Annotated in this window: 24 protein-coding genes; 7 read left to right on the top strand and 17 right to left on the bottom strand. The window is 60.4% G+C overall.

The genetic code is table 11. The features are described 5' to 3' along the window. Positions 1 to 6: 6 nt before the first annotated feature. Together AFK63_RS19155 and AFK63_RS19150 are read right to left on the bottom strand one after the other, a co-directional pair. Positions 7 to 498 carry an Hcp family type VI secretion system effector gene (locus tag AFK63_RS19155; protein WP_038866677.1) on the bottom strand — a complete coding sequence of 164 codons (492 nt, stop codon included), beginning with the start codon at positions 496 to 498 and terminating at the stop codon, positions 7 to 9. Between the two features lie 253 nt (positions 499 to 751). Then, positions 752 to 1372 carry a TetR/AcrR family transcriptional regulator gene (locus tag AFK63_RS19150; RefSeq protein ID WP_038866675.1) on the bottom strand — a complete coding sequence of 207 codons (621 nt, stop codon included), beginning with the start codon at positions 1370 to 1372 and terminating at the stop codon, positions 752 to 754. A gap of 75 nt (positions 1373 to 1447) precedes the next feature. On the opposite strand from AFK63_RS19150, the gene AFK63_RS19145 reads away from it, so the two are divergent. Further along, positions 1448 to 2314 carry an aldo/keto reductase family oxidoreductase gene (locus tag AFK63_RS19145; RefSeq protein ID WP_038866670.1) on the top strand — a complete coding sequence of 289 codons (867 nt, stop codon included), beginning with the start codon at positions 1448 to 1450 and terminating at the stop codon, positions 2312 to 2314. Between the two features lie 33 nt (positions 2315 to 2347). Here AFK63_RS19145 and AFK63_RS19140 read toward each other — a convergent pair whose 3' ends face one another. From AFK63_RS19140 to paoA, 5 genes are all read right to left on the bottom strand, one after another. Beyond that, on the bottom strand, positions 2348 to 2923 hold the full coding sequence (locus tag AFK63_RS19140) for a nucleotidyltransferase family protein (RefSeq protein WP_038866661.1): 576 nt from the start codon (positions 2921 to 2923) through the stop codon (positions 2348 to 2350). After that, positions 2923 to 3867 (bottom strand): XdhC family protein, encoded by a 945-nt coding sequence (locus AFK63_RS19135; RefSeq protein WP_038866659.1) that lies wholly within the window; start codon positions 3865 to 3867, stop codon positions 2923 to 2925. The genes AFK63_RS19140 and AFK63_RS19135 overlap by 1 nt, the downstream gene beginning before the upstream one ends. A 71-nt stretch (positions 3868 to 3938) precedes the next feature. After that, positions 3939 to 6140 (bottom strand): aldehyde oxidoreductase molybdenum-binding subunit PaoC, encoded by a 2202-nt coding sequence (gene paoC / locus AFK63_RS19130; RefSeq protein WP_038866658.1) that lies wholly within the window; start codon positions 6138 to 6140, stop codon positions 3939 to 3941. Continuing rightward, a complete protein-coding gene (locus AFK63_RS19125) occupies positions 6140 to 7093 on the bottom strand; it encodes an FAD binding domain-containing protein (protein WP_038866657.1) in 954 nt (317 codons plus the stop codon). Before AFK63_RS19125 ends, paoC begins: the two co-directional genes overlap by 1 nt. Beyond that, the gene (gene paoA, locus AFK63_RS19120) at positions 7090 to 7665 is read right to left on the bottom strand and encodes an aldehyde dehydrogenase iron-sulfur subunit PaoA (protein WP_038866654.1); all 576 of its coding nucleotides are present in this window, start codon (positions 7663 to 7665) and stop codon (positions 7090 to 7092) included. The genes AFK63_RS19125 and paoA overlap by 4 nt, the downstream gene beginning before the upstream one ends. A 195-nt stretch (positions 7666 to 7860) precedes the next feature. On the opposite strand from paoA, the gene AFK63_RS19115 reads away from it, so the two are divergent. Then, a complete protein-coding gene (locus AFK63_RS19115; RefSeq protein ID WP_038866653.1) occupies positions 7861 to 8910 on the top strand; it encodes a glycosyltransferase in 1050 nt (349 codons plus the stop codon). Between the two features lie 4 nt (positions 8911 to 8914). Here the strand turns inward: AFK63_RS19115 and AFK63_RS19110 are convergent, their stop codons facing one another. Beyond that, on the bottom strand, positions 8915 to 9817 hold the full coding sequence (locus tag AFK63_RS19110) for a LysR family transcriptional regulator (RefSeq protein WP_038866652.1): 903 nt from the start codon (positions 9815 to 9817) through the stop codon (positions 8915 to 8917). A gap of 266 nt (positions 9818 to 10083) precedes the next feature. Between AFK63_RS19110 and AFK63_RS19105 the strand changes: the two genes are divergently transcribed. From AFK63_RS19105 to AFK63_RS19090, 4 genes are all read left to right on the top strand, one after another. Then, complete coding sequence (locus tag AFK63_RS19105; protein WP_038866644.1) at positions 10084 to 11286, top strand: MFS transporter; 1203 nt, start codon at positions 10084 to 10086, stop codon at positions 11284 to 11286. Positions 11287 to 11320: 34 nt separating this feature from the next. Next, a complete protein-coding gene (locus tag AFK63_RS19100) occupies positions 11321 to 12367 on the top strand; it encodes an NAD(P)-dependent alcohol dehydrogenase (RefSeq protein ID WP_038866637.1) in 1047 nt (348 codons plus the stop codon). 79 nt (positions 12368 to 12446) lie between these two features. After that, a complete protein-coding gene (locus AFK63_RS19095; RefSeq protein ID WP_038866635.1) occupies positions 12447 to 12851 on the top strand; it encodes a (R)-mandelonitrile lyase in 405 nt (134 codons plus the stop codon). 126 nt (positions 12852 to 12977) lie between these two features. Next, on the top strand, positions 12978 to 13628 hold the full coding sequence (locus AFK63_RS19090) for a CPBP family intramembrane glutamic endopeptidase (RefSeq protein ID WP_038866633.1): 651 nt from the start codon (positions 12978 to 12980) through the stop codon (positions 13626 to 13628). A gap of 6 nt (positions 13629 to 13634) precedes the next feature. Here the strand turns inward: AFK63_RS19090 and AFK63_RS19085 are convergent, their stop codons facing one another. Further along, positions 13635 to 14996: a heavy metal sensor histidine kinase gene (locus tag AFK63_RS19085; protein ID WP_038866632.1), complete on the bottom strand. Its 1362-nt coding sequence runs from the start codon at positions 14994 to 14996 to the stop codon at positions 13635 to 13637. Continuing rightward, entirely contained in the window at positions 14989 to 15669 is a 681-nt protein-coding gene (gene hprR / locus AFK63_RS19080) for a response regulator transcription factor HprR (RefSeq protein ID WP_038866806.1), read from the bottom strand. The genes AFK63_RS19085 and hprR overlap by 8 nt, the downstream gene beginning before the upstream one ends. 135 nt (positions 15670 to 15804) lie before the next feature. Here hprR and uraH point away from each other — a divergent pair, with 135 nt between their 5' ends. Further along, positions 15805 to 16212, top strand: a complete 408-nt coding sequence (uraH, locus tag AFK63_RS19075; RefSeq protein ID WP_038866631.1) for a hydroxyisourate hydrolase — start codon at positions 15805 to 15807, stop codon at positions 16210 to 16212. On the opposite strand, the gene AFK63_RS19070 is transcribed toward uraH, so the two are convergent. The 7 genes from AFK63_RS19070 to cpxP all read right to left on the bottom strand — a co-directional run bounded on the left by AFK63_RS19070 (position 16197) and on the right by cpxP (position 22742). Continuing rightward, positions 16197 to 16589, bottom strand: a complete 393-nt coding sequence (locus AFK63_RS19070) for a hypothetical protein (protein ID WP_038866629.1) — start codon at positions 16587 to 16589, stop codon at positions 16197 to 16199. The two genes, uraH and AFK63_RS19070, sit on opposite strands and share 16 nt — an antisense overlap. Before the next feature lie 23 nt (positions 16590 to 16612). Beyond that, positions 16613 to 17917, bottom strand: coding sequence for an SLC13 family permease (locus AFK63_RS19065; protein ID WP_038866626.1), 1305 nt, complete (start codon positions 17915 to 17917; stop codon positions 16613 to 16615). Between the two features lie 58 nt (positions 17918 to 17975). Beyond that, entirely contained in the window at positions 17976 to 18743 is a 768-nt protein-coding gene (locus AFK63_RS19060) for a CDP-diacylglycerol diphosphatase (protein ID WP_038866624.1), read from the bottom strand. Positions 18744 to 18847: 104 nt separating this feature from the next. Further along, on the bottom strand, positions 18848 to 19837 hold the full coding sequence (locus AFK63_RS19055) for a sulfate ABC transporter substrate-binding protein (protein WP_038866622.1): 990 nt from the start codon (positions 19835 to 19837) through the stop codon (positions 18848 to 18850). Positions 19838 to 20003: 166 nt separating this feature from the next. Further along, positions 20004 to 20966: a 6-phosphofructokinase gene (gene pfkA, locus AFK63_RS19050; RefSeq protein WP_038866621.1), complete on the bottom strand. Its 963-nt coding sequence runs from the start codon at positions 20964 to 20966 to the stop codon at positions 20004 to 20006. Positions 20967 to 21155: 189 nt separating this feature from the next. Beyond that, on the bottom strand, positions 21156 to 22058 hold the full coding sequence (fieF, locus tag AFK63_RS19045) for a CDF family cation-efflux transporter FieF (protein WP_038866619.1): 903 nt from the start codon (positions 22056 to 22058) through the stop codon (positions 21156 to 21158). Positions 22059 to 22235: 177 nt separating this feature from the next. After that, a complete protein-coding gene (gene cpxP / locus AFK63_RS19040; RefSeq protein WP_038866616.1) occupies positions 22236 to 22742 on the bottom strand; it encodes a cell-envelope stress modulator CpxP in 507 nt (168 codons plus the stop codon). Between the last annotated feature and the right edge of the window lie 11 nt (positions 22743 to 22753).

The following is a 22753-nucleotide window of genomic DNA, read 5'->3' as shown; positions in this document are numbered from 1 at the left end:
GCCATCCTAAGCATAAACCTGACTGTTCCATTGGTCCGTATACTGAATATTACCATTCAGGTATTTCCACGTGATTTTACTGTATATCAGGGCCACGGATTCTACGGGTGTGGAAAGAAGTCCTTCTGGGTGTTTAAAATTTTGCATATTAGGATGAATACCCGTAATCCTGACCGATTCGAGCACCATCTGGAAAAACTCCTCTTCCATTCCGGCCCGGTTTATTCGATACCAGCGAATAATTGCCTGCTGAAGGTTTTCGCTGGTGGCAACAGCCCGATAAAGATAAGGAGAGGATTTATCGAACTCTTTTTCAATATTCATCAGATTATGAACACGCGTGGCGGTCAGCCTGCCGGTATTACCATCATAAGGCACTGCCAGCCCATGCCCAAAACTCTGGATCTCTATGCTGCCCTCACGTCCAGTGACGTCGGAACCGCCAGCAATTAACACGCCTGAGGCGTCGTAGAGCCATAAATGTGCCGGAACTGCCATAATTATCTCCTTTTATTAACCATAGCCATGTAATCCTGCCAGGTATTTCCCAACCAAATAAATTAAAAACACTGGCGTGATTATTTAGCGTAAATCAGATTAAAAAGTAAAAAAGAGATATTTTGTAATAGCGATATCTTTGACTAAAATTAAAAAAGTACTCTACGCATTCACGCAAAAAATACGAAACCAACCACTATATTATTAATACATTAATCGATGCCGTTACGCCTTCTGTCAATCCCCTTCCCCTTTACACGCCTTGCAAATACCCCGCCAGCAGGCGGGATAAGTGCGTCTGAAATTGTTCCGTGTAGCCCGGTGGAATAAATCCTTCGAGAAATGCCTTCGTCGGGCCGGTTATGACGCCAAGCGCGAGATGCGCGGTAAAAACCGGGTCGGGGAACGTGTTATCCGGCGCGGTGGCGAGCATTTGCGCTATGGCGTTAACCATCCGCTGATAAATCACGCCCATCAGACGCGCGCCGTCGCGCTCTGCCGCAACGGCGTATAGCGCTTTTGACTCATCAGGATTGGCTAATTTCAGGCTCAGATAAGCCCGCACTATCGTCCTTGCCATTTCCGCGACAGGTTTACCGCGTGCGGAAATACAAGCGGCGTCGAGCGCGTCGGCAATTTTAGTTAAGTGCAACCCCAGCACGCCGGAAAGGAGCGCGTCGCGATTAGGGTAATACTGATAAAGGCTGCCGACGGACATCCCGGCGCGGTTTGCGACACGCGTTGTCGTACAGCGGCTTAATCCTTCATTCACTAAAACCTGAATGGTTGCCGTATGAAGCGCCTCCACCGTTGCGACAGAACGGCGCTGGACAGGCATTTTACGCGGGCTAAGGGGGGCTGCGGTCGTCTTCATGGAATGCGAATTCTTAAACTGAAGGATGCTTCATATACTAATACTTCCTCACCACCGATACAGCAAGCAGGCGTTATGAACAGTATTGAAAAGAGCGGAACTTATTTACTGGGCAACCGTGAAGTCAAACGGTTTGGTTACGGCGCGATGCAGCTGGCAGGGCCTGGCGTATTTGGGCCGCCGAAAGATAAAAGCACGGCGCTTAGCGTATTACGCGCCGCCGTCGAGGCAGGCGTAAATCATATCGATACCAGTGATTTTTACGGGCCGCATATTACGAATCAACTGATTTGCGAAGCGTTATATCCCTATCGCGGCGACCTGACGATTGTTACGAAAGTGGGGGCGAAACGCGGCAATGACGGCTCGTGGAACCCGGCGTTTTCCGCTGAGGAATTAACTCAGGCGGTGCATGATAATCTGCGCAATCTGAAACTCGACGCGCTGGACATTGTTAATCTGCGCGCGATGTTCGACGTGCATGGTCCGGCGGAAGGGTCAATCGAAGCGCCGCTGTCGGTACTGGTGAAATTAAAAGAAAAGGGGCTGATTAAACATATTGGCTTAAGCAACGTCACGCCCGGTCAGGTCGCCGAGGCGCGGAATATTGCCCCGATTTGCTGCGTACAGAATATGTATAACATCGTCCATCGCAACGACGAGGCGTTAATTGACGAGCTTGCCGACGCCGGAATTGCATACGTGCCGTTTTTCCCGTTAGGCGGTTTCTCACCGCTGCAATCCTCGACGCTTGCGTCTGTCGCTGCGCAATTATCCGCCACCCCGATGCAGGTCGCGCTCGCCTGGCTGTTACAACGCGCAAAGAATATTTTATTAATTCCGGGCACCGCGTCAGTCGCGCATTTTTATGAAAACAGCAAGGCCGCAGAATTAACGCTTTCACCGCAAACGCTGAACGCGTTAAACCAACTGGCGGCCTGATAAACAGACGCCTTCAGACGGTACTGATTTTATTTAAACATCACTACCGCCTGCGGGCGTTATTTTATAATTTTCTGCCGCGATGAGATCGCCTGGCACGTCAACATCCAGCACCACGCCCGCATCGTCAAGTGCCAGCGTCAGCACCTCGCCGCGCGCCCGCGCCGTCTGCACAACGGATTTTGCGCCCTCGTCGCCGGAAAGCGCAGTCAGCGCATCAAAATACTCACGCCGGAACCCGACCGGATGGCCGTGGCGTTGCTGGTAGTGCGGCACCACGACCGGTTTCTCGTTAAGCGCCTGCGCCACGCGGCGTATCGAGGCCGCGGTGATAAACGGCAGATCGCCCGGGAGGATCAGCCAGCCTGCGGCATCCGGCGTCGCTTTTACGCCAAGCGCGATCGATTCCCCTATCCCGCCGGTGCCGCCTGCCGGCCTCACAAGATGCCAGCGCAGGCCGGAAGTTTCCGCTGCCGCCAGTACATGCGCTAACACCGGTTTGCCATGAAGCAGGGCGTCCAGCTTGTGCGTAGTCGCGCCGCCTGCGCGAAACCGCTCGCCCTTTCCGGCGGCGAGAATAATGATGACCGGCGGTGTGGTCGCAGGCATTAGCCTGCCGCCTGTGGTTCTGCAAGACGCTGCCGGGTCGCCGCGACGTCAGCCAGGATGCTGAGCGCCAGCGATTGCGCGTCGCGGGCTTTGGGGAAAATACCAATTGGCGCTTTAATGCGGGCGATATCCTCCTCGCGCCACCCGCGCTCGCGTAGCGCCTCCGTGCGCCTGGCATGCGTGCGCTGGCTGCCCAGCGCGCCGATATAAAACGGCCCGGCGGCCAGCGCGGCGTTAAGCACCGGCAGTTCACGGTCAAGATCGTGATACAGCAGGATCACGGCGGTATCGGCGTCCATCAGCGCGGCATCGGCCTGCGGCTCCGCGCCGCTACTGACATGCACGTCATACCCTGCCGCCCGCGCCACATTCGCCGTCGCGTCGGCTTCAACGGAGCGCCCATAAATGATAACGCGCGCGCAGGGCACATAGCGCACCTCGAAACCGTCGTCGCGCCAGCCCGTTTCCCTCGCCGGCAACACGCTTTGTAGCGTCTGCGAGGCCGGATGATAACGCATCCCGGCGGCTTTACGCTGCGCCAGCGCGTTGAGCGTCGCCAGCAGCGGCGTGACCGACCGTAACGGATGAATGCTGAGCGTAATGCCGCCGCCGCAGGGCAGCACAATATCGAAATATGGCGAGCCTTCGCCGTATTTCACCACGCGGTCTTTGCCGCAGGCTATCGCCTCCAGCGCTTCATAAGCGGCGGCCGATTCCACGCAGCCGCCGGAGACAAAACCGCAGTACGCGCCATCTTCGCGCACCGCCATGTGCGCCCCGAGCGCGCGGGACGAGCCGCCGCGGATATCCACCAGCGTGACCAGCGCCGTCGCCATACCGGCGTTCAACGCCTGCATCGCGAAGCGCAAAATTATCGCGCTGTCGTCGGTTAACAACGCCGCCTCAGGCCGCGCCTGTTCTGTCAGGAGGGATTGTTGCAGCACTTTTTCTCATCCTTCAGTCAAACTGCGATGCGATACCGCTGACGACGCGGGGCCGCCAGCGGACGCGTTCCTTACGAGGCAAGCTCAGGCAGGCCTTCAAGTAATTTATCGAGCGTGATGGGGTATTCCCGCACGCGTACGCCGGTTGCGTTATAAATCGCGTTCGCAATGGCGGCGCTAACGCCGCACAGGCCCAGCTCGCCGACGCCTTTGGCTTTCATCGGCGATGACACCGGGTCGGTATCTTCGAGGAAAATGACCTCCTGCGTCGGGATATCGGCGTGAACCGGCACCTCGTAGAGCGCCATGTCGTGGTTGACGAAAAAGCCGCGCCGCGTGTCGACAAACAGCTCTTCCATCAGCGCACCGCCAAGGCCCATCGTCATCGCGCCAATCACCTGGCTGCGCGCGGTTTTCGGGTTGAGAATGCGACCGGCGGCGCAGACGGCCAGCATGCGGCGCACGCGCACCTCGCCGGTGTTCGCCTCCACCGCCACTTCAACAAAATGCCCGGCGAACGTAGACTGCTGAAACTCCTTGTCGAGGGAGCCATATTCCATGGTGTCTTCTGCAGTCAGCGTACCGTCGGCGGCAGCCTGCGCGAGCGGCGCGGCCCTGCCTTCGCTGCGGATCTGACCATCGGCGAATTCCACGCTGTTCGGGTCAAATCCGAGCCGTTTCGCTGCGTCTTCGCGCAGTTTGACGCAGGCGGCATAGACTCCCGCCGTTGAGCTGTTGGCGCCCCACTGCCCGCCGGAGCCGGACGAGATCGGGTAATCGGAATCGCCCAGGCGCACTGTCACGCTCTCCAGCGGCACGCCCATCATTTCAGCGGCGGTCTGGGCGATAATGGTGTAACTGCCGGTGCCAATGTCGGTCATGTCCGTTTCCACCGTCACCCGGCCCTGCGCATCCAGATGTACGCGCGCGCCGGAGGGTGTCACCAGGTTATTGCGAAACCCGGCCGCCATGCCGAGGCCCACCAGCCAGTCGCCTTCACGCACCTGGCCTGGCACCGGATTACGCTGCTGCCAGCCGAAATGCGCCGCGCCCGTGCGCAGACACTCCACCAGCTGGCGGCGCGAGAAAAAGCGCTCCGGATGCGCCGGGTCGACCTGGGTGTCATTCATGATGCGAAACGCCACCGGGTCCATGCCGAGCTTCTCGGCCATTTCATCCATAGCTATCTCCAGCACCATCATTCCCGGCGCTTCGCCGGGCGCGCGCATGGAGTTGCCCTCCGGCAGGTCGAGTTCCGCCAGCCGCAGCCCGGTATGGCGGTTCGCCCCTGCGTACAGCAGTTCGGTCTGGTTGGTCGCCGTCTCCGTCGGCCCGCCCGGCAGGTTGCCGGACCAGCTCTCGTGCGCGATGGCGGTAATGCGCCCGTCCTTACGCGCGCCGAGGCGCACCCGCTGGATGGTCGCCGGGCGGTGCGTAGTGTTATTGGGAATAAACGGTCGCGGCAGCATCACTTTCACAGGGCGCTGCACCGCGCGGGCGCCGAGCGCGGCCAGCACCGCGTCGCTTCGCAAAAAGAGCTTGCTGCCAAAGCCGCCGCCGATATACGGCGAGCGCACGCGAATGTTTTCCAGGGGAATGTTGAGCGTTTTAGCGAGATCGCCGCGCCACCAGTTAATCATCTGGCTGGAGGTCCACAGCGTGAGTTTATCCCCCTCCCAGGCCGCCATTGACGCATGCGGCTCCATCGCCATGTGGCTTTGATCCGGCGTGGTGTAGGTGGCGTCGAACTGCACGTCGGCGCGGTTGAACGCGCTGTTGAAATCGCCGACCGTTTTATCGGGCGTATCCTCCGGCGGCGTCGTCACGGCGGGCTTTTCTTTCGCGAGATCGTACGCGCCCGGCGCTTCTTCATACGTCACCGTGATCAGCCCGGCGGCGGCGCGCGCCTGCTCAAAGGTCTCCGCCACCACCACGGCGATAGCCTGATGGTAATGCTCTATCTCCGGGCCGCCCAGCAGCGTGGCGGCGTTCATGTCGCCTTTGCCGAGCGGGCCGGCGTTCTGCGCGGTGATGACCGCCAGCACGCCGGACGCCTGTTCCGCCGCCCGGGTATCCATAGCGGTAATACGTCCTTTGGCGATGGCGGAGCCGACCACATGGCCGTAAGCCGCGTTCGGCGCTTCATCGTGCCATTCATAGGCGTACGTCGCCTGCCCGGAGGTTTTCAGCGGTCCGTCGATGCGATCGCGTGGCCGCCCGACCACGTTTTGCTGGTCGATCGGGTTCTGTGTTGCCGGTTTATCGAATTTCATCAGCCTGCCCTCGCTTGCGTCAGTACCGAGGCGAGCGTGCGCTTCGCCAGTACCAGCTTGAATGCGTTTTCCGGTGTCGGTTGCGCGTCGGCAAAGAGCGCGTCGTAGACGGCCTGCGCGCCATGAGGCACCTGCGCGTCCGCCGCTTCAACCCGCCAGGGCTGATGCGCCACGCCGCCGAGCGCCACGCGTCCGGTGCCGTCCGGCTGCACAATCGCCGCCACCGAAACCAGCGCAAACGCATACGAGGCGCGATCGCGCACTTTACGGTAGATCTGCGTGCCGCCCACCGGCGGCGGCAGCGTTACGGCAGTGATAAATTCGCCGGGCGCAAGCGTGGTTTCCAGGTGCGGCGTATCGCCAGGCGCGCGGTAAAACGCCGCGATGGGGATATGCCGCTCCTCGCCTTGCGGGTCGATGGTTTCCACCACCGCATCCAGCAGACGCATGGCGACCGCCATATCGCTCGGGTGCGTGGCGATGCAGGCGTCGCTTGCGCCGACCACCGCTAACTGACGGCTGTAGCCCTGCATGGCGGCGCAACCGCTGCCGGGCTGGCGTTTGTTGCACGGCTGGTTAGTGTCGTAGAAATAGGGGCAGCGGGTGCGCTGAAGCAGGTTCCCGGCGGTCGTGGCCCGGTTGCGTAACTGCCCGGACGCCCCGGCGAGCAGCGCGCGGGAGAGCACCGCGTAATCGCGGCGCACGCGCGGGTCCGCCGCCAGATCGGTGTTGCGCACCAGCGCGCCTATGCGCAGGCCGCCCTCGTCGGTGGGCTCAATTGTGTCCAGCGCCAGGCCGTTCACGTCGATAAGATGCACCGGCGTTTCTATCTCAAGCTTCATAAGATCGAGCAGATTCGTGCCGCCTGCGATGAATTTCGCGCCGGGTGTGCGCTGGGCGCTGGCCGCCGCCTCTGCAGGCGTCGCGGCGCGTTCATAAGTGAAAGCTTTCATGAGGATCCACTCCCGGCGACATCTTCGATCGCGGCAAGAATGTTGGAATACGCGCCGCAGCGACAGATATTGCCGCTCATTCGCTCGCGGAGCTCGTCGGCGGTCATTTCCGGGGGCGAGACTAAATCGTGCGTCACATGGCTTGGGATGCCCGCTTCTATCTCTTTCAGCATGGCCACTGAGGAACAGATCTGCCCCGGCGTGCAGTAGCCGCACTGAAAACCGTCGTGCTCGACAAACGCGGCCTGCATCGGGTGCAGGTTGTCCGGCGTGCCGAGGCCTTCGATAGTCGTTATCTCTGCGCCTTCGTGCATGACCGCGAGCGTCAGGCAGGAATTCACGCGTCGCCCGTCGACAAGAACCGTACACGCCCCGCACTGGCCGTGATCGCAGCCTTTTTTGGTGCCGGTCAGGGCCAGATTTTCGCGCAGCGCGTCCAGCAGCGTGGTGCGGGTGTCAACGTCCACCTGTCGGGTCTCGCCATTTACCGTCAGCGTCAGCGCCATATACTGCGGCGCGCCGTCCGCCTCGCGCCGATGCGCGTTGTGTATTTCATCGCCTTGGTTGCTCATGCCAGGCCTCCAGTATCGTCAAAGCAGAAAGGGCATAAACCGCTACGATGCCGCGCGGTTTTTTTTATAACGGACTGTTAATAATAGACGGCGCTGGCACGCTGACCGCCGCCGCTAAAAATTTGCCGTCCGCCGCCGATACCTCTGGTATCGTGAATTCCTCTGAAGCCGCCCGAACCGCCTGAGCCTGACACTATGATTTCCATCTGCATGATTGTGAAAAACGAGGCGCAGCACCTTGCCGCCACGCTGACCTCCGTCGCTGCGCATTTTGACGATATCGTGATTGTCGATACCGGCTCGCAGGACGAGACCAAAGCCATCGCGCGCCGCTTTACCGATAATGTTCATGACTTCGCCTGGGTGGAGGATTTCTCGGCGGCCCGTAACGCCTCGCTGCACTATGCGCGTCACGACTGGGTGCTGGTGATTGACGCCGACGAGGCGGTAGCGGCGGTCGATGTCCCGGCGCTACAGGCGCTTATCAATGCGCATCCGCAGGGCGTGGGCCGCGTGGAGCGGATTAACTATATCGACGAGGGCGAAGGGATGACGACCGTGCGCGAACGGGTATCGCGCCTGTTTTCGAAGGCGCGCTATTGCTATCAGGGCGTGATCCACGAACAGGTGACGCCGCGCGCAGGCATCCCGGCAGGCGAGACATTCCCGGTGCCCGTGACGCTGGATCATGTCGGCTATAAAAAAGCGGTATTGCAGCAGACGGATAAAATCAGCCGTAACATCCGGCTGCTAACGCGCGCGCTGCAAACCCGGCAGGACGGCCCCTATCTCTGGTTTCAGCTCGGTAAAAGCCATTTTCTGAAGCGCGACTACCCGGCGGCGGTTCAGGCGTTTCGCGAGGCGCTGCGTTACCAGCCAAATGTGGCGCTGGAGTATGTCGAAGAGCTGGTGGAAACCCTGGGCTATGCGCTGATTAATCAGGGCGACTACGCCGCCGCCATGACGCTTATCGATTACGAGCGATGGTACACGTCGGCCGATTTTACGTTCCTTAAGGCGTTAATTCTGATGAACAACGGCAAGCTTCAGGAGGCCGTGGACACCTTTATAGCCTGCACAACATTGCCGGAGGGCAACAAAGCGGGCGTCAACAGCTTCAAGGCCTGGTACAACATCGGCGTTATACTGGAGATTTCCGGTATGACGCCCGACGCGCAGGCGTGTTATCAGCAGTGCGGTGATTACCCGCCCGCGCAGGCCGGGCTGGCGCGGCTTAACGCCTGAGCCCTCAGCGCGGCGCGCCGCCGCTCTCCTTTAGCGCCTCCACCACCAGTGAAAACGCAGGAGATGGCTGCTTTCTGCTGGGATAATAGAGGTAATAACCGGGAAACGGACGGCACCAGGGTTTCAGCGCCTGTACCAGCCGTCCTTCTTCGATATGCGCGCCAAATTCCTCTTCCGGCAGGAAGGCGATGCCAAGCCCCGCCAGCGCCGCATCCACGATATGCGCCGAAGTGTTGAAAATTAGCTGGCCTTCCACGCGCACATTTACCGGCCCGTCGTCGCCGTCAAACTCCCACACGTAAACTCTGCCGGACGCGGCCATACGCATGTTGATGCAGTTGTGCTGCATCAGATCCTGCGGCGTCTGCGGCACCGGATGGCGGGCGAAATAGTCCGGCGAGGCCGCCGCCGCCATCCGCAACGCCGGCCCAATGGGCACGGCAATCATGTCTTTATCGATGGTGTCGCCCATGCGCACGCCTGCATCGAAGCGGTCCGCCACAATATCGCGAAAGCCGTGGTTAGCATCGAACTCCAGTCGGATATCCGGATATTCGCGCAATAGCGGCGTCAGTTTCGGCAGCAGAATGGTATGCAGGACGTTCGGCCCACAGGTGATGCGTACCGTGCCCGCAGGCTTGTCGCGCAGGGCGGTTAACATATCCAGCTCCGCCTCTATCTCATCAAAACGGTTGCCGATCGCCTGCAACAGCCGCTCGCCTGCGGCAGTAAGCGAGACGCTGCGCGTGGTACGCGTCAGCAGGCGGATTTGCAGCCGCGCTTCGAGACCGCTTATCGCCTGGCTCAACGCAGGCTGGGTGACGCCCAGCTGCGCGGCGGCGCGGGTAAAGCTCCCCTCACGCGCCACGGTCACAAAAGAGAGCAGATCATTAAGATTTCGCTTCATTCTGGCTCCTGCCGGTGCGATTTATAAATATTACTTATAAGCCCATTAAGCATTCATTAGCTAGTCAGCACAAGACGCGCGTGTAACACTTTTACCGTCACTTGCATGCCAGCCCTGCCGCGCGGTCTCCGCGCTGTCGCGCACAGGTCCATTGACCTTATCCGCGCCCATAAAAACATCCCGTCACATCAGGTTTTTATTCTCAATAAAAGCCCGACCCCGGCGTGCCTGCGCACGGGCTGGCGCAGAAAAAACGAAGGAAAAATATGTCCGGAACGTACCAGGAAACAGAAATACAAAGCGAAAAGACGCCCGCTTACTGGGCCGGCGTGCTGGCGATGACGCTGTGCGTCTTCGCGTTGGTAGCCTCAGAGTTTATGCCGGTAAGCCTGTTGACGCCGGTTTCGCGTGATTTAGGCGTCAGCGAAGGGTTGGCGGGCCAGGGGATCGCGATTTCCGGCGCGCTGGCGGTGCTGACCAGCCTGTCCATTGCGCGTCTCGCGAGCAGCGTCAACCGTAAGGCGTTGTTGCTGGGGCTGACTATTTTGATGGCGGTTTCCGGCGTCATCATCGCTATCGCGCCCGGTTACCTCACGTATATGGCGGGACGTGCCTTGACTGGCGTGGTGACAGGCGGCTTCTGGTCGCTCAGCGCCGCGACAGCGATACGGCTGGTGCCGCGCCATCAGGTAGCGCGCGCGCTGGCGGTTTTTAACGGCGGCAACGCGCTGGCGACGGTTATCGCCGCCCCGCTCGGCAGCTGGCTCGGCGGAGTGATCGGCTGGCGCGGTGCGTTTTTCTGTCTGGTGCCGGTCGCGATTATCGCGTTTATCTGGCAGTGGATAAGCCTGCCTTCGATGCCACCGTCGCCGCAAAAGACGCGCCAGAGCGGCCTGCTGCCTCTGCTGCGCCAGCCACTGGTGCTGACGGGAATGGCGGCCTGCGGGATCTTCTTTATGGGCCAGTTCGCGCTCTTTACCTATGTACGGCCCTTTCTTGAGTCCGTCACCCGCGTCGATATCCCCACGCTGTCGCTCATTCTGTTGGTTATCGGGGTGGCAGGGTTTACCGGCACGATGCTGATTGGCGGCGCATTGCGCGCCGGGTTCTACCGGACGCTTATCGCCATTCCGCTGCTGATGGCGACGGCAGCCGTCGCGCTGACCGCTTTCGGGCATCAGCTCTGGCTGGTCGCCGCGCTGCTCGGCGGCTGGGGGCTTATCGCGACCGCCGCGCCAGTGGGCTGGTGGACGTGGGTCGCGCGTACGCTGCCGGATAACGCCGAGGCGGGCGGCGGCCTGATGGTGGCGGTCGTTCAGCTCTCCATCGCGCTCGGCTCCACGCTCGGCGGACTCGCCTTCGACCACAGCGGCTGGCGCAGCGCGTTCCTTCTGAGCGCCGGGCTGCTGCTGCTGGCGGCGCTGCTGGCCGTGCTGACCGCACGACACGATCAACACCCTGATTTCTGAGCCGTAATACGGCTGACTACTAAGGAGCCTCGTTATGAAAATCAAAGCTATTGGCGCGATTTGTGCTACGCAACCGCTTGAACCTATGGAGATTTCACGCCGCGAACCGGGCGCGCAGGATGTGCAAATCGCCATCGCGTATTGCGGCGTCTGCCACTCCGATATTCACCAGGCGCGCGCCGAATGGGCGGGCACGTTATTTCCCTGCGTGCCAGGCCATGAAATCGTCGGACGCGTCACCGCGACCGGGGCGCAGGTTTCCGGCTTTAAGCCGGGCGATTTGGTGGGCGTGGGTTGTATCGTGGACAGTTGCAAACACTGCGAGGAGTGCGACGAGGGCCTGGAAAACTACTGCGATCATATGACAGGCACTTATAACTTCCCGACGGCGGACGCGCCAGGCTATACGCTCGGCGGTTACTCGCAGCAGATCGTGGTGCATGAGCGCTACGTGTTGCGCATCCGTCATCCGGAATCGCAGCTTGCCGCCGTGGCGCCGCTGCTGTGCGCCGGGATCACTACGTATTCGCCGCTGCGCCACTGGAATATCGGGCCCGGGAAAAAAGTGGGCATTGTCGGCATCGGCGGGCTTGGGCATATGGGCATTAAGCTTGCGCATGCGATGGGCGCGCAGGTGGTGGCGTTCACCACTTCAGAATCCAAACGCGACGCGGCGAGAGCGCTGGGCGCGGATGACGTGGTGGTGTCGCGCAACGCCGATGAGATGCAGGCGCACGCGAAAAGCTTCGATTTCATCCTCAATACCGTGGCGGCGCCACACAGCCTGGATGCGTTCACCGCGCTGCTCAAACGTGACGGCACGATGACGCTGGTCGGCGCGCCTGCCTCGCCGCACCCATCGCCGGAGGTGTTTAACCTGATTTTCAAACGCCGCGCGATTGCAGGCTCCATGATTGGCGGCATACCGGAAACCCAGGAGATGCTCGATTTCTGCGCCGAACACAACATTGTCGCCGACATTGAGCTCATCCGTGCTGACGAGATCAACGAGGCCTGGGAGCGCATGATCAAAGGCGATGTGAAATATCGCTTCGTGATAGACACCGCCACGCTCGCCTGAGTATTCCCACGCCGGGCGACGTAAACGTCCGGCGTCGCGATGTGGTCCATAACGCTTTTAGCTTTGACAGGAGATTGTGATGACTGAGATTTACCGTTGCGGTTCACGCGCCTCTTATGGCGGCCCGGAGGCGTGGTTTACGGGTACGGTGCGTATCGACCCGCTCTTTCCGGCAAACGATCCGGCCCGCGCGAGCGGCGGCAGCGTGACCTTTGAGCCCGGCGCGCGTACCGCCTGGCATACGCACCCGCTGGGCCAGACGCTTATCGTCACCGCCGGTTTCGGCTACGTGCAGACCTGGGGCCAGCCTGCGCGGGAGATTCGCCCCGGCGACGTGGTCTGGATCCCGCCGCATGAAAAACACTGGCATGGCGCAAGCCCGACCACGCCGCTGACGCATATCGCGATACAGGAAGCGCAGGACGGCAGCGTCGTGGAGTGGCTGGAGCACGTCAGCGACGCGCAGTACCACGCGCGCGGTTGATAAGCGCGGCCTGCGTTTGCGGCGCAGGCCGCGGCGCGAAAAAGCTTATCGGCGTGCAAAGGCCAGGTATAATCCGCAGCAGCGGGAATGGCCCGCGCCATTTTCCTTTGCGACAAGGACGTAATCATGAACGCGCCCGCGGACAGATTTCAACATACGCTGCTTTGCATTACCGTCGGGGTGGCCTGGTTTACGCTACCGGTCGCCATCTCCCTGTTACCAGGCTATTCAGGTATTTACCGTGCCGGGTTCGCCACGCCGCTGCTCTATTTCGTGTTCTGGCTTCCCTTCGCCCTGCTCTGCTGGCGAACGTATCAGAAACACTACGGACTGCTGCCGCCGGGCAGGCTGAGCGTGCAATCGCTGGTATTGCCGGGGCTGGCGCTGATGGCGCTTTCGATGATCCACGGGTTGTTTGGCAGGCAGGAGCCCTGGAGCGCCACGCTGTCAGAGATGTCATCCTTTAGCCTGGCGCTGACGGCGATCTGCATCTGCCTGCTGGCGCCGGTGGTGGAAGAGGTTATCTGCCGCGGCTTTTTGCTGAACGCGGGCATCGGTTGGGGCAAAACCGGCCAGACGATAGCGATGGTCGCCACCTCGCTGTTTTTCGCCATCGGCCACGCGCAATATCAGATGCCTACCACCTTCATCTGGCTGTTTGTCTTCTCGGTGATCCTCTGTCAGGTGCGCATTCATACCGGCAGCCTGCTGGCGCCCATCGTGCTGCATTCGGCGACCAACATTATCGGCATGATGGCGGCGCTGAAACTCTCCTGAACCGCCTTACGCCGCCGGGAACCGCAGAATAAAGCGGTTCCAGCCCTCTTCATGCTCGACCGCCACCTGACCGCCGTGTAGCCGCACGATCGCCTGGGTGAGCGCCAGCCCAAGACCAGTCCCGGGCGTGTGGCGCGCGTTGTCGCCGCGCCAGAAGCGCAGAAACAGTTTATCCGCCTCGGCTATCGGCGCGCCCGGATTGGCGACGCTTAATACTGCGTAGTCCGCCTCCTGAGCAGCGGCGATCCGTACGTCGCCACCCGTTGGCGCATGGCGCAGCGCGTTGGTCAGAAGGTTAGTAAGCGCTCGCTGGAGGAGCAGGCGGTCGGCGCGCAGCACTCCGCTCGCCTGCACGCTGAACGTGATGCCGCGCTCTTCCGCCAGCGGCTCCAGGAAATCGGTCAGTTGATGGATAAACGGCTCAAGCGCCAGCGTCTCGCGGCGTAGCGCGATGTTTTGATGATCGGCGCGGGCGAGAAACAGAATGTTTTCAATAAGTCGGGTCATCTGCTCCAGCTCTTCGATATTGCCGGCAAGCAGGTTCTGATACTCCTGCACGCTGCGCGGGCGTTGTAGCGCGACCTGATTCTGCCCCAGCAGAATGTTGACCGGCGTGCGCAGCTCATGGGCGAGATCGTCGGCAAAGCGCGTCAGCCGGGCGAAATCCTCCGCCAGCCGGCGGCGCATGGTATTGAGCGCCTCGCCAAGCGGCAACAGCTCGCGCGGCAGGGTCTCCAGGCTTAGCGGCTGTTGCAGCGTCTCGCTGCCAGTGCGGGCGGTAGCCTCGCTAAGACGGCGAATCGCCCGCAGTCCGCGGCGGATAAGCCACGGGCTTAACAGCGCGGCGGCGAGCGTCGCCAGCAGGCAGACCAGCAGGCTTTCCCGCCGATATTCCGCCAGCATCTGCGCGCGCTCCTGCGCCACGCGCGCCACGGTGATGACCAGCGGCCCGTTTTTATCGCTCGCCGTCAGGGCTATCGCGCTGACATACACGCCGTCGGGCCGCCGCCAGCGGTGCAACGCCTGTTCGTTCACGCTCCGCCCCGGCAACACCGGCGCGAGCGTCGGCAGCGTCACGCCCGCCTGGTTGATGTTCACCAGCGTGTCGCCATCGACGCGGCGGATCAGCAGCACATCCTGTCGCGTATCCAGCATACGGTTGAAATAGAGCGGCAGCTGGCGCGGTTCGGCGCCGTCCGTCAAAAGCTGGCGCAATTGCGAGGCGCGGTTGAGCAACGTCTGATCGTCGCGCCAGACCAGCTCCGCGCTGAGCGAGCGGTAGAGCGACACGCCGGTAATGCCGCAGGCGAACGCCACCAGCAGCGTAAAAATGAGCGTCAGGCGCAGCGTCAGTGAAGGGCTACGCATCGCTCTCCTCCGGCGCGTTGAGCCGATATCCCATGCCGCGGACGGTTTCAATCAGCTTGAGCGGGAAGGGATCGTCGATTTTCTTGCGCAGGCGACGGATGGCGACATCCACCACGTTGGTTTCGCTGTCAAAATTGATGCCCCAGACTTCGCTCGCGATAAGCGTGCGCGGCAAAATCTCCCCGACGCGGCTCGCCAGCAGCCAGAGCAGGGTAAATTCCTGGCGGGTCAGCGCGATCCGCTCGCCGCCGCGGCTGGCGGCGTGACGCGCGGTATCAAGCGTGAGGTCGGCCACCTGTAACGTCGCAGCGGCGGGCGCATGACGCCGCAGCTGGGCCCGTACGCGCGCCAGCAGTTCGGCGAAAGAAAAGGGCTTTACCAGATAGTCATCCGCGCCAAGCTCCAGCCCCTTGACGCGATCGCTGACTGCGTCTCTCGCCGTCAGGCAGAGTACCGGCGTGGCTTTGGCGGTGCGCAGCGCGCGCAACACCTGCCAGCCGTCGAGGCCCGGCAGCATGATATCAAGGATGATAAGCGCATAGTCCTGGTCCAGCGCCAGGTGCAGGCCATCGCGCCCGTCGGCGACAGCGTCCACCACCAGCCCCGCCTCGCGCAGCCCCTTTTCGAGCCACGCGCGGGTTTTTTCGTTGTCTTCAATCAGTAGCAGTTTCATGGCGACAGTCTCGCAAAGAACGCAGGCGCTGCCCAGCGCAGACACGCCGGATGACAAAACTGTCATCTTCGCGTCAGGCGTTTTCCCGCGCGCGGCTGGCAGGATAACCACACAACCCATTAAGGAGGAATGACAATGAACCGTTTTCAAACGCTTGCCGCCGCTGCCCTTTTCGCTCTGCCAGGGCTGGCGCTTGCCGCGTCTTCAAACTTACTGAGCGTACATGTGCTCAATGAACAGACCGGCAAACCCGCGCCGGGCGTAGTGGTTAAGCTTGAGAAAAAACAGGGCGACGCATGGCAGCCGCTGAACCAGGCGACAACCGATAAAGATGGCCGTATCAAAGCGCTGTGGCCGGACGCGCCCGCCGCCACAGGCGACTATCGCGTTATCTTTGAAACCGGCGACTATTTCGCCTCGCATAAGCAGTCCAGCTTTTTCCCGGAAGTGCCGGTGGTGTTCCATATCGACAACACCGACGAGCACTACCATGTGCCGCTGCTGCTGAGCCAGTACGGCTACTCCACCTACCGCGGCAGCTGAAAACCGGGCGGCGGGCAGCACAGGATGTTGCCCAGAAAAACGAGCAGTGGCGAGGACTCTTTCTCGCCGTAATAGTCGACGTCAGGCAGCGCGTAAAGAAAGCTGATATCGCTGACGCCGCGCTCGCAAAGCTGTTCCGCCGCCGCGCGGGTTAAAAACGCAAACTGCGGGTCGAGCGCCGGATTGTGCGGATGAATCGATCCCGTCTCGCCGGGCACGGCACCATACCAGAGCGCGATCGCGCGTTCCGCATGGCCCGGCGCAAACCCGAAATCCTGCAAAAAATGGCGCTCGCAGCCGGGCGCGGGCAGCGCCTCACGCAGCGCCTTTTCATCGTCAGTCGTGGAATACCAGACCGCAAAATGCATCGTCGTCATGCTGTTCTCCGCGTCGCGTTGCCTCAGAGTTTACCCAGCAGCCGGAACCAGCCGTAATCCAGCGGCAGCAGGAAAAGAAACGTGACGATCGCCAGCGCCAGACAGAGCTTCATCCCGGCGCGCGCCGGTACGTTGCCAAGCGCCATCGCCACCACAATCGGCGACGCCTGATACGGCAGCAGCGGCGTCGAATATCCCAGCACCTGAATCATAATGGTCGACAGCAGCGGAAACCCGGTGCTGCGTGAAAAGCTTTCCGCAAGCGTGGTGTAAAGCGCCGGAACGCCGTTGGCGGTCATAATGAAATTCAGCGCGGTGGTGATGCCGGTGAGCGCGGCGAAGCTCGTAAAGGGGCGTTCCGGATCAAGCGGCATAATATGCATCAGCGCCTCGCCGACCGCGCTGCCGATGCCGGTATGGGTGACGGTCGTCGCAAGGCCAAGAATGCCCGCCACGTAGATACAGGTACGCATATTAACGCCGCTGGCGAACTCATCGCCGGTAATAAACCCGACGCGCGGCAGCAGCGTGATGACCGCCGCCGCAAGCCCCGTCCAGGCAGGCCCGATGCCGTGCCAGCTCTCCGTCACCCACAGCACCAGCACCACCAGCAAAAGCCAGCCGAGGCGTTTTTCGGCGCGGCTCATCGGCGTTGCGGCGGGCAGTTCGCGCGGCGGCTGCGGCTTGCCGGGGAACAGCCAGCAGATAAGCGCTATCAGCACCGCGCCCTTGAGCAGCCCCAGTACCGGCGTGTGCAGCAGCAGATAGGGCAGATAGTTAAGATGAATGCCGAAAGAGCCTTCCGCCGCGCCGCTCATGACGAGGTTCGGCACGTTAGCAGGCAGAATGGTCGCGGAGAGCTGGAACGTGCCGAAGCCTACCGCCAGCGCCAGGCCGTACCAGCCGCGGGTGTTTTCCTCGATGCCGGCGCGTCTGGCCATCGCCGCCACAATCGGCATCAGCAGCGCGATGCGCCCCATGTTGGAGGGCATTACAAACGCCAGCGCATAGCTGAGCAGCACCACGCTCGCTACCATCTGCCACCAGGAGTCCGTCAGCCGCGCCGATAACGCCCGCGCGGCGCGGTCCGCCAGCCCGGTTTTGCGAATAGCCACGCCCAGCACGAAGCCGCTGAACACCAGCCAGAACGCCGATGACGCGAAGCCGCCGAACAGAACCTCCGGCGGGGCGATTTTGGCTATCATCGCCACCGCGAAAAAGAGCAGCGCGGTGATAAATTCCGGTAGCAGGGACGTCGCCCAGAGCACGATCGTCAGCAGAATAATAAGGGCGGGTAAGAAAAGCGGATGCGCAAGCCAGACGGACATACCTGTCTCCTGATGAATTTTTCAGCAAGTCTACGGCGCGCCAGACGTTAAGTAAATGTTATGGATTGCCTTTTTGCAGAAGCGCGCAGTCGTGATCCTGTAGCTCTTCGCTGTGCGCCAGGTTCAGTTGCAGAAGGTTGCGACGGGTCGCGAGCAGGACAAACGCGCCATCTTTTAGCGGCGCCAGCGCCAGCGAATAGCGGCCCATGTGCTCACGCGCCTGCGGCACTTCTTCTGCCAGCATGAGGAATGGCGAGCGACGCGACAGTTCTTCGCCGGTGATGTGCCGCGCCAGATAGTCGTGCCCGCGCAAGCCGCCCGGAAACGGCTGCCAGCGGCTGCCGATGGCGGTCATCGCCGCGTCAAGCTGCGCGCGCACATCCGGGCGCAGGCAGGAGATGTGGATATGCAGATGGTTCTGGGAACGGCCCAGCCTGGAGTTGATGGTCAGCGAGACGGCGCTATCCGGCACCGGGCTACCGCGCTTTTCGCTCATCCAGCGGCGCGCCTGCCAGGCCTGCCAGAAAAAGTTGGGGGTGTTATCGGAAAGCAGTTGCGGGCTTTCGATACCGTTGATTTTCCACAGCGGCATTAACAGGTATTGCAGCGGGCCGTTGATATCTTTCAGCACAGCGTAGCCGGCAGGGAGGTTCACCTGCGCGCAGGGCGCGGGGTTCTGGCGTTCACGTTCGCCGGGCAGACACTGCTGCGTCACGATGCGCCTGAGGATGTCGGGATCGTCCGCAAGGAAATAGCGCCACGCCACCAGCGCGGCCAGCGCCAGTAAGACAATGAGTGTGATCGTGACAGACACTATTCGCTTCATGCTTCGCCCTGATGATTCCGTAAACGCAAAGCGTAGCGTAAAACGGAACGCTACGGGGCACTATTGCGCGGAAAAAGCGGGCCACATCCTTGTGGCCAGGGTATTTAACGCTTGCTGATTTGATCGAACGTACCGCCGTTGGCAAAGTGCGTCTGCTGCGCTTTGGTCCAGCCGCCGAACACGTCATCAATCGTAAACAGCTTGAGTTTCGGGAAGGTGTTTTCATACTTCGCTGCAATTTGCGTATCGCGAGGGCGGTAGAAGTTTTTCGCGGCGATCTCCTGGCCTTCCGGTGAGTAGAGGTATTTCAGGTAGGCTTCCGCCACGGTCTGGGTGCCTTTCTCCTGCGCGACTTTATCGACGACCGAGACGGTCGGCTCCGCAAGGATAGACTCGCTCGGGGTCACGATTTCGAATTTGTCTTTACCAAGCTCGTTGGCCGCCAGCAGCGCCTCGTTTTCCCAGGCGATCAGCACATCGCCAATGCCGCGCTCAACGAAGGTGTTGGTTGCGCCGCGCGCGCCGGAGTCGAGCACTTCGACGTTTTTATACAGCGCCTTGACGAACGCCTGGGCTTTCGCCTGATCGCCGTTGTTGTGATGCAGCGCGTAGCCCCAGGCTGCCAGATAGTTCCAGCGCGCGCCGCCGGAGCTCTTCGGGTTCGGCGTGATAACCGACACGCCCGGCTTCACGAGATCGTTCCAGTCTTTGATCTGCTTCGGGTTGCCCTTACGCACCAGGAAGACGATGGTGGAGGTGTACGGCGCGGAGTTGTCCGGCAGGCGCTTGATCCAGTTTTTATCGATACGCCCACGCCCGGCGATAGCATCGACGTCATAGGCCAGCGCCAGCGTCACGACATCCGCCTTGATGCCGTTGATAACTGAGGTCGCCTGCTTGCCGGAGCCGCCGTGTGACTGGCGAACCACCACGTTGTCGCCGGTCTCTTTTTTCCAGTGCGCGCTGAATGCCTTGTTATATTGCTCATAGAATTCGCGCGTCGGATCGTATGAGACGTTTAACAACTGAACGTCTTTCGCCAGTACGCTTGCCGAAGCCAACAGTAAAGTAATGCCCACGCCCCACTTGTTCATTGCACGCTCTCTTTAAATTTTCAAAGTTAAATGTTGATAAAAGCAGCGTGCCAGAAAGCGCGGCAGGGATTAAAGAATAAAAAAAAATTGGCTATAACTGGCGGGAATAACAACAGGAAAAAGAAACGCCCGGCAGCGCAGGCTGACCGGGCGCAGAGCGTGAGGCTTAGTAGAGCTTTTTAGCGCAATCCAGCCAGTCGCCTTTGAACGGACGCTTCATGTTTTCGATAGCGTCGATGATGTCGTGATGCACCATTTTTTCGTTCTGAATGCCGACGCAGCGGCCACCGTGGCCCTGGAGCAGCAGTTCGATAGCATAAGCGCCCATGCGGGAGGCGAGGATACGGTCGTAAGGCACCGGCGAGCCGCCGCGCTGGATGTGACCGAGCACGGTGGCGCGAGTTTCGCGTTTCGTCTCGGTTTCAATGTATTTCGCGAGCTCGTCGATATCGCAGATATGCTCAGTGATGGCGACAATCGCGTGTTTTTTCCCTTTCGCGATGCCGGCTTTGATTTCCGCCACCAGATCTTCGCGGTTAAATTCCACTTCCGGCAGAACGATAAATTCGCAACCGCCCGCAATAGCCGCCGCCAGGGTGAGATCGCCGCAGTAACGGCCCATCACTTCAACGATGGAAATACGCTGGTGAGAAGAAGAGGTGTCGCGCAGGCGGTCAATCGCTTCGACCACGGTGTGCAGCGCGGTGAAGTAACCAATGGTGTAATCGGTGCCCGCCACGTCATTATCGATGGTGCCCGGCAGACCGATGCACGGGAAGCCCATTTCGGTCAGGCGTTTGGCGCCCATATAAGAGCCGTCACCGCCGATGACCACCAGCGCGTCGATGCCGCGTTTTTTCATGTTCTCGATAGCCACGGCGCGAATATGTTCTTCGCGGAATTCCGGGAAACGCGCGGAACCGAGGAAAGTGCCGCCGCGGTTGATCATGTCGGAAACGCTGTAACGGTCGAGCTGGATCATACGGTCTTCATACAGGCCAAGATAGCCATCGTAAATGCCGAATACTTCCAGACCTTCCGTCAACGCCGCGCGGACTACGCCACGGATGGCGGCGTTCATGCCAGGCGCATCACCGCCACTCGTCAACACACCGATTTTCTTAATCATGACTACCTCTGAACGTAGAATGCAAAAGGAATACTTTCGCCGGAAACCGCCTGCGCGAGTGCGACAGGTGATCGACTATTGCTGCAAATAGTATATCAACAGCTTCCTGCTGAATTGATTCAGGTCAGCCCGCGTGGGGGTGAGATATACAAAAAATGCCTGCCCGAATCACGCCTTTACAACGAATGCTTAATGCTCAAATTGCCCCTGCTGAAAACGCGGGACGACCGAGCATGGGTCCTGATGAATAATGACGTCCGACCCCGGAAACCGGAACAGGATCGCCTGCTCCACCTGTTCGGCGATTAAATGCGCCTGAACCAGCGGCAAGTTGTCTTCCATTTCGAGATGAAGCTGGATAAAGCGGGTCGGCCCTGACTGCCGCGTGCGTAGATCGTGCGCGCCCCGAACGCCTGGCCAGGCGGAGATAATCTCGACTATCGCCTGACGTTCTTCATCGGGCAGGGCCCGGTCAAGCAACGCCTGTACCGCTTCATAGCCCATCCGTAACGCACTGTATAAAATCCAGACGCCAATCCCGAGCGCAAACAGCGCGTCGGCGCGGTGCAGGCCATACCAGGAGAGGGCCAGCGCCACAAGAATAGCGCCGTTCATCATAACATCAGACTGATAATGAAGCATATCCGCCCGCACCGCCTGGCTGCGGGTTTTGCGCACGACCCAGCGCTGGAAAGTGACCAGCATCAGCGTGGTCACCAGCGCCGCCATCGTCACGATAACCCCGACCAGCGGCGCGCGCATCGGCTCTGGCGTCACCAGATGCTGAATGCCGGTGAGGAAAAGAAACAGCGCCGAGCCGGAAATAAACATGCTTTGCGCGAGCGCCGCCAGCGATTCCGCTTTGCCGTGCCCGAAGGCATGTTCTTTATCGGCAGGCTGAAGCGAATACCGTACCACCCATAAATTGGTGAGCGACGCGGCGATATCGACAAGCGAGTCCACCAGGGCGGCGAGAATGCTGACCGACCCGGTATACCACCAGGCGAAAATTTTGATGATCAGCAGTAGCGTCGCCACCAGCGTGGCGGCGAGAGCCGCCCGGTTCACCAGGCGGGCATAGTCATGATTCATAACGACTCCTGCGAAGACATGTTGCCAGTATAACCAACCGTCCGCAGGAATTTGATGAAATTCGTATGGCATGTAGCGCCGATGAACATCGGCGCGCGGCGAAAAAAGGGCAAAAAAAACCCCCTCATCATGAGGGGGAAGACAGGGATGGTGTCTATGGCAAGGAAAACAGGGTTGTTACTGGTTACTACGGGTACTGCTACTAAAGAGCGGCAGCGCAGACTGGCGCTGCATTTGCGCAACCTCACGAAACTGTTCCATGCGTTGCTGGTGTTTCTCGTTCAAAACCGCTTGCTGCTCGGGCGTTAACAGGCGATACATTTGATTTCTCACCTTCGCCATTTCCACCTGGCGGGCCACTTGCTCCTGGGCCATTTTTTCCGCCTGAGCGCGCACTGCGTTTTCATCAAAATTTTCTGCGGTGACCAGCCTGTGCATGGTCTCCATTTCGCTAACATTAACAGGGGGCTGCTCATGCCGCGCCTGCTGCATCAAATCGCGCATTTGCTGGCGCTGATGCTCTGTTAAGTTGATGCCGTCAAACATATGACTTTGCACGCTGCTGCGTTGCGTCAGCATTTCCGCCGGATGCCAGCTTTCGTCCGTCGGGACCTGTGCCGCCTGGCTGGTTAACGCACCGGCAGCCAGCGTTGAGGCCATGACGGCGGCGGTAACTTTGCGCATCACTGACTCCT

It is taken from the genome of Cronobacter muytjensii ATCC 51329 (genome assembly GCF_001277195.1).
Classification (GTDB): domain Bacteria; phylum Pseudomonadota; class Gammaproteobacteria; order Enterobacterales; family Enterobacteriaceae; genus Cronobacter; species Cronobacter muytjensii.
The sequence above is the reverse complement of the archived record's forward strand: the minus strand, read 5'-3'. Positions and strand labels throughout refer to the sequence as shown.

Excerpts from the sequence above, each read along its gene's own strand:
- hprR (WP_038866806.1), bottom strand. The coding sequence starts at position 15,669 with ATGAAACTGCTACTGATTGAAGACAACGAAAAAACCCGCGCGTGGCTC.
- paoC (WP_038866658.1), bottom strand. The coding sequence starts at position 6,140 with ATGAAATTCGATAAACCGGCAACACAGAACCCGATCGACCAGCAAAAC.
- AFK63_RS19145 (WP_038866670.1), top strand. The coding sequence starts at position 1,448 with ATGAACAGTATTGAAAAGAGCGGAACTTATTTACTGGGCAACCGTGAA.
- AFK63_RS19155 (WP_038866677.1), bottom strand. The coding sequence starts at position 498 with ATGGCAGTTCCGGCACATTTATGGCTCTACGACGCCTCAGGCGTGTTA.
- AFK63_RS19110 (WP_038866652.1), bottom strand. The coding sequence starts at position 9,817 with ATGAAGCGAAATCTTAATGATCTGCTCTCTTTTGTGACCGTGGCGCGT.
- AFK63_RS19125 (WP_038866657.1), bottom strand. The coding sequence starts at position 7,093 with ATGAAAGCTTTCACTTATGAACGCGCCGCGACGCCTGCAGAGGCGGCG.
- AFK63_RS19150 (WP_038866675.1), bottom strand. The coding sequence starts at position 1,372 with ATGAAGACGACCGCAGCCCCCCTTAGCCCGCGTAAAATGCCTGTCCAG.
- uraH (WP_038866631.1), top strand. The coding sequence starts at position 15,805 with ATGAACCGTTTTCAAACGCTTGCCGCCGCTGCCCTTTTCGCTCTGCCA.
- AFK63_RS19105 (WP_038866644.1), top strand. The coding sequence starts at position 10,084 with ATGTCCGGAACGTACCAGGAAACAGAAATACAAAGCGAAAAGACGCCC.
- AFK63_RS19060 (WP_038866624.1), bottom strand. The coding sequence starts at position 18,743 with ATGAAGCGAATAGTGTCTGTCACGATCACACTCATTGTCTTACTGGCG.
- AFK63_RS19115 (WP_038866653.1), top strand. The coding sequence starts at position 7,861 with ATGATTTCCATCTGCATGATTGTGAAAAACGAGGCGCAGCACCTTGCC.
- AFK63_RS19095 (WP_038866635.1), top strand. The coding sequence starts at position 12,447 with ATGACTGAGATTTACCGTTGCGGTTCACGCGCCTCTTATGGCGGCCCG.
- AFK63_RS19100 (WP_038866637.1), top strand. The coding sequence starts at position 11,321 with ATGAAAATCAAAGCTATTGGCGCGATTTGTGCTACGCAACCGCTTGAA.
- AFK63_RS19085 (WP_038866632.1), bottom strand. The coding sequence starts at position 14,996 with ATGCGTAGCCCTTCACTGACGCTGCGCCTGACGCTCATTTTTACGCTG.
- AFK63_RS19070 (WP_038866629.1), bottom strand. The coding sequence starts at position 16,589 with ATGACGACGATGCATTTTGCGGTCTGGTATTCCACGACTGACGATGAA.
- AFK63_RS19065 (WP_038866626.1), bottom strand. The coding sequence starts at position 17,917 with ATGTCCGTCTGGCTTGCGCATCCGCTTTTCTTACCCGCCCTTATTATT.
- AFK63_RS19090 (WP_038866633.1), top strand. The coding sequence starts at position 12,978 with ATGAACGCGCCCGCGGACAGATTTCAACATACGCTGCTTTGCATTACC.
- pfkA (WP_038866621.1), bottom strand. The coding sequence starts at position 20,966 with ATGATTAAGAAAATCGGTGTGTTGACGAGTGGCGGTGATGCGCCTGGC.
- paoA (WP_038866654.1), bottom strand. The coding sequence starts at position 7,665 with ATGAGCAACCAAGGCGATGAAATACACAACGCGCATCGGCGCGAGGCG.
- cpxP (WP_038866616.1), bottom strand. The coding sequence starts at position 22,742 with ATGCGCAAAGTTACCGCCGCCGTCATGGCCTCAACGCTGGCTGCCGGT.
- AFK63_RS19055 (WP_038866622.1), bottom strand. The coding sequence starts at position 19,837 with ATGAACAAGTGGGGCGTGGGCATTACTTTACTGTTGGCTTCGGCAAGC.
- fieF (WP_038866619.1), bottom strand. The coding sequence starts at position 22,058 with ATGAATCATGACTATGCCCGCCTGGTGAACCGGGCGGCTCTCGCCGCC.
- AFK63_RS19140 (WP_038866661.1), bottom strand. The coding sequence starts at position 2,923 with ATGCCTGCGACCACACCGCCGGTCATCATTATTCTCGCCGCCGGAAAG.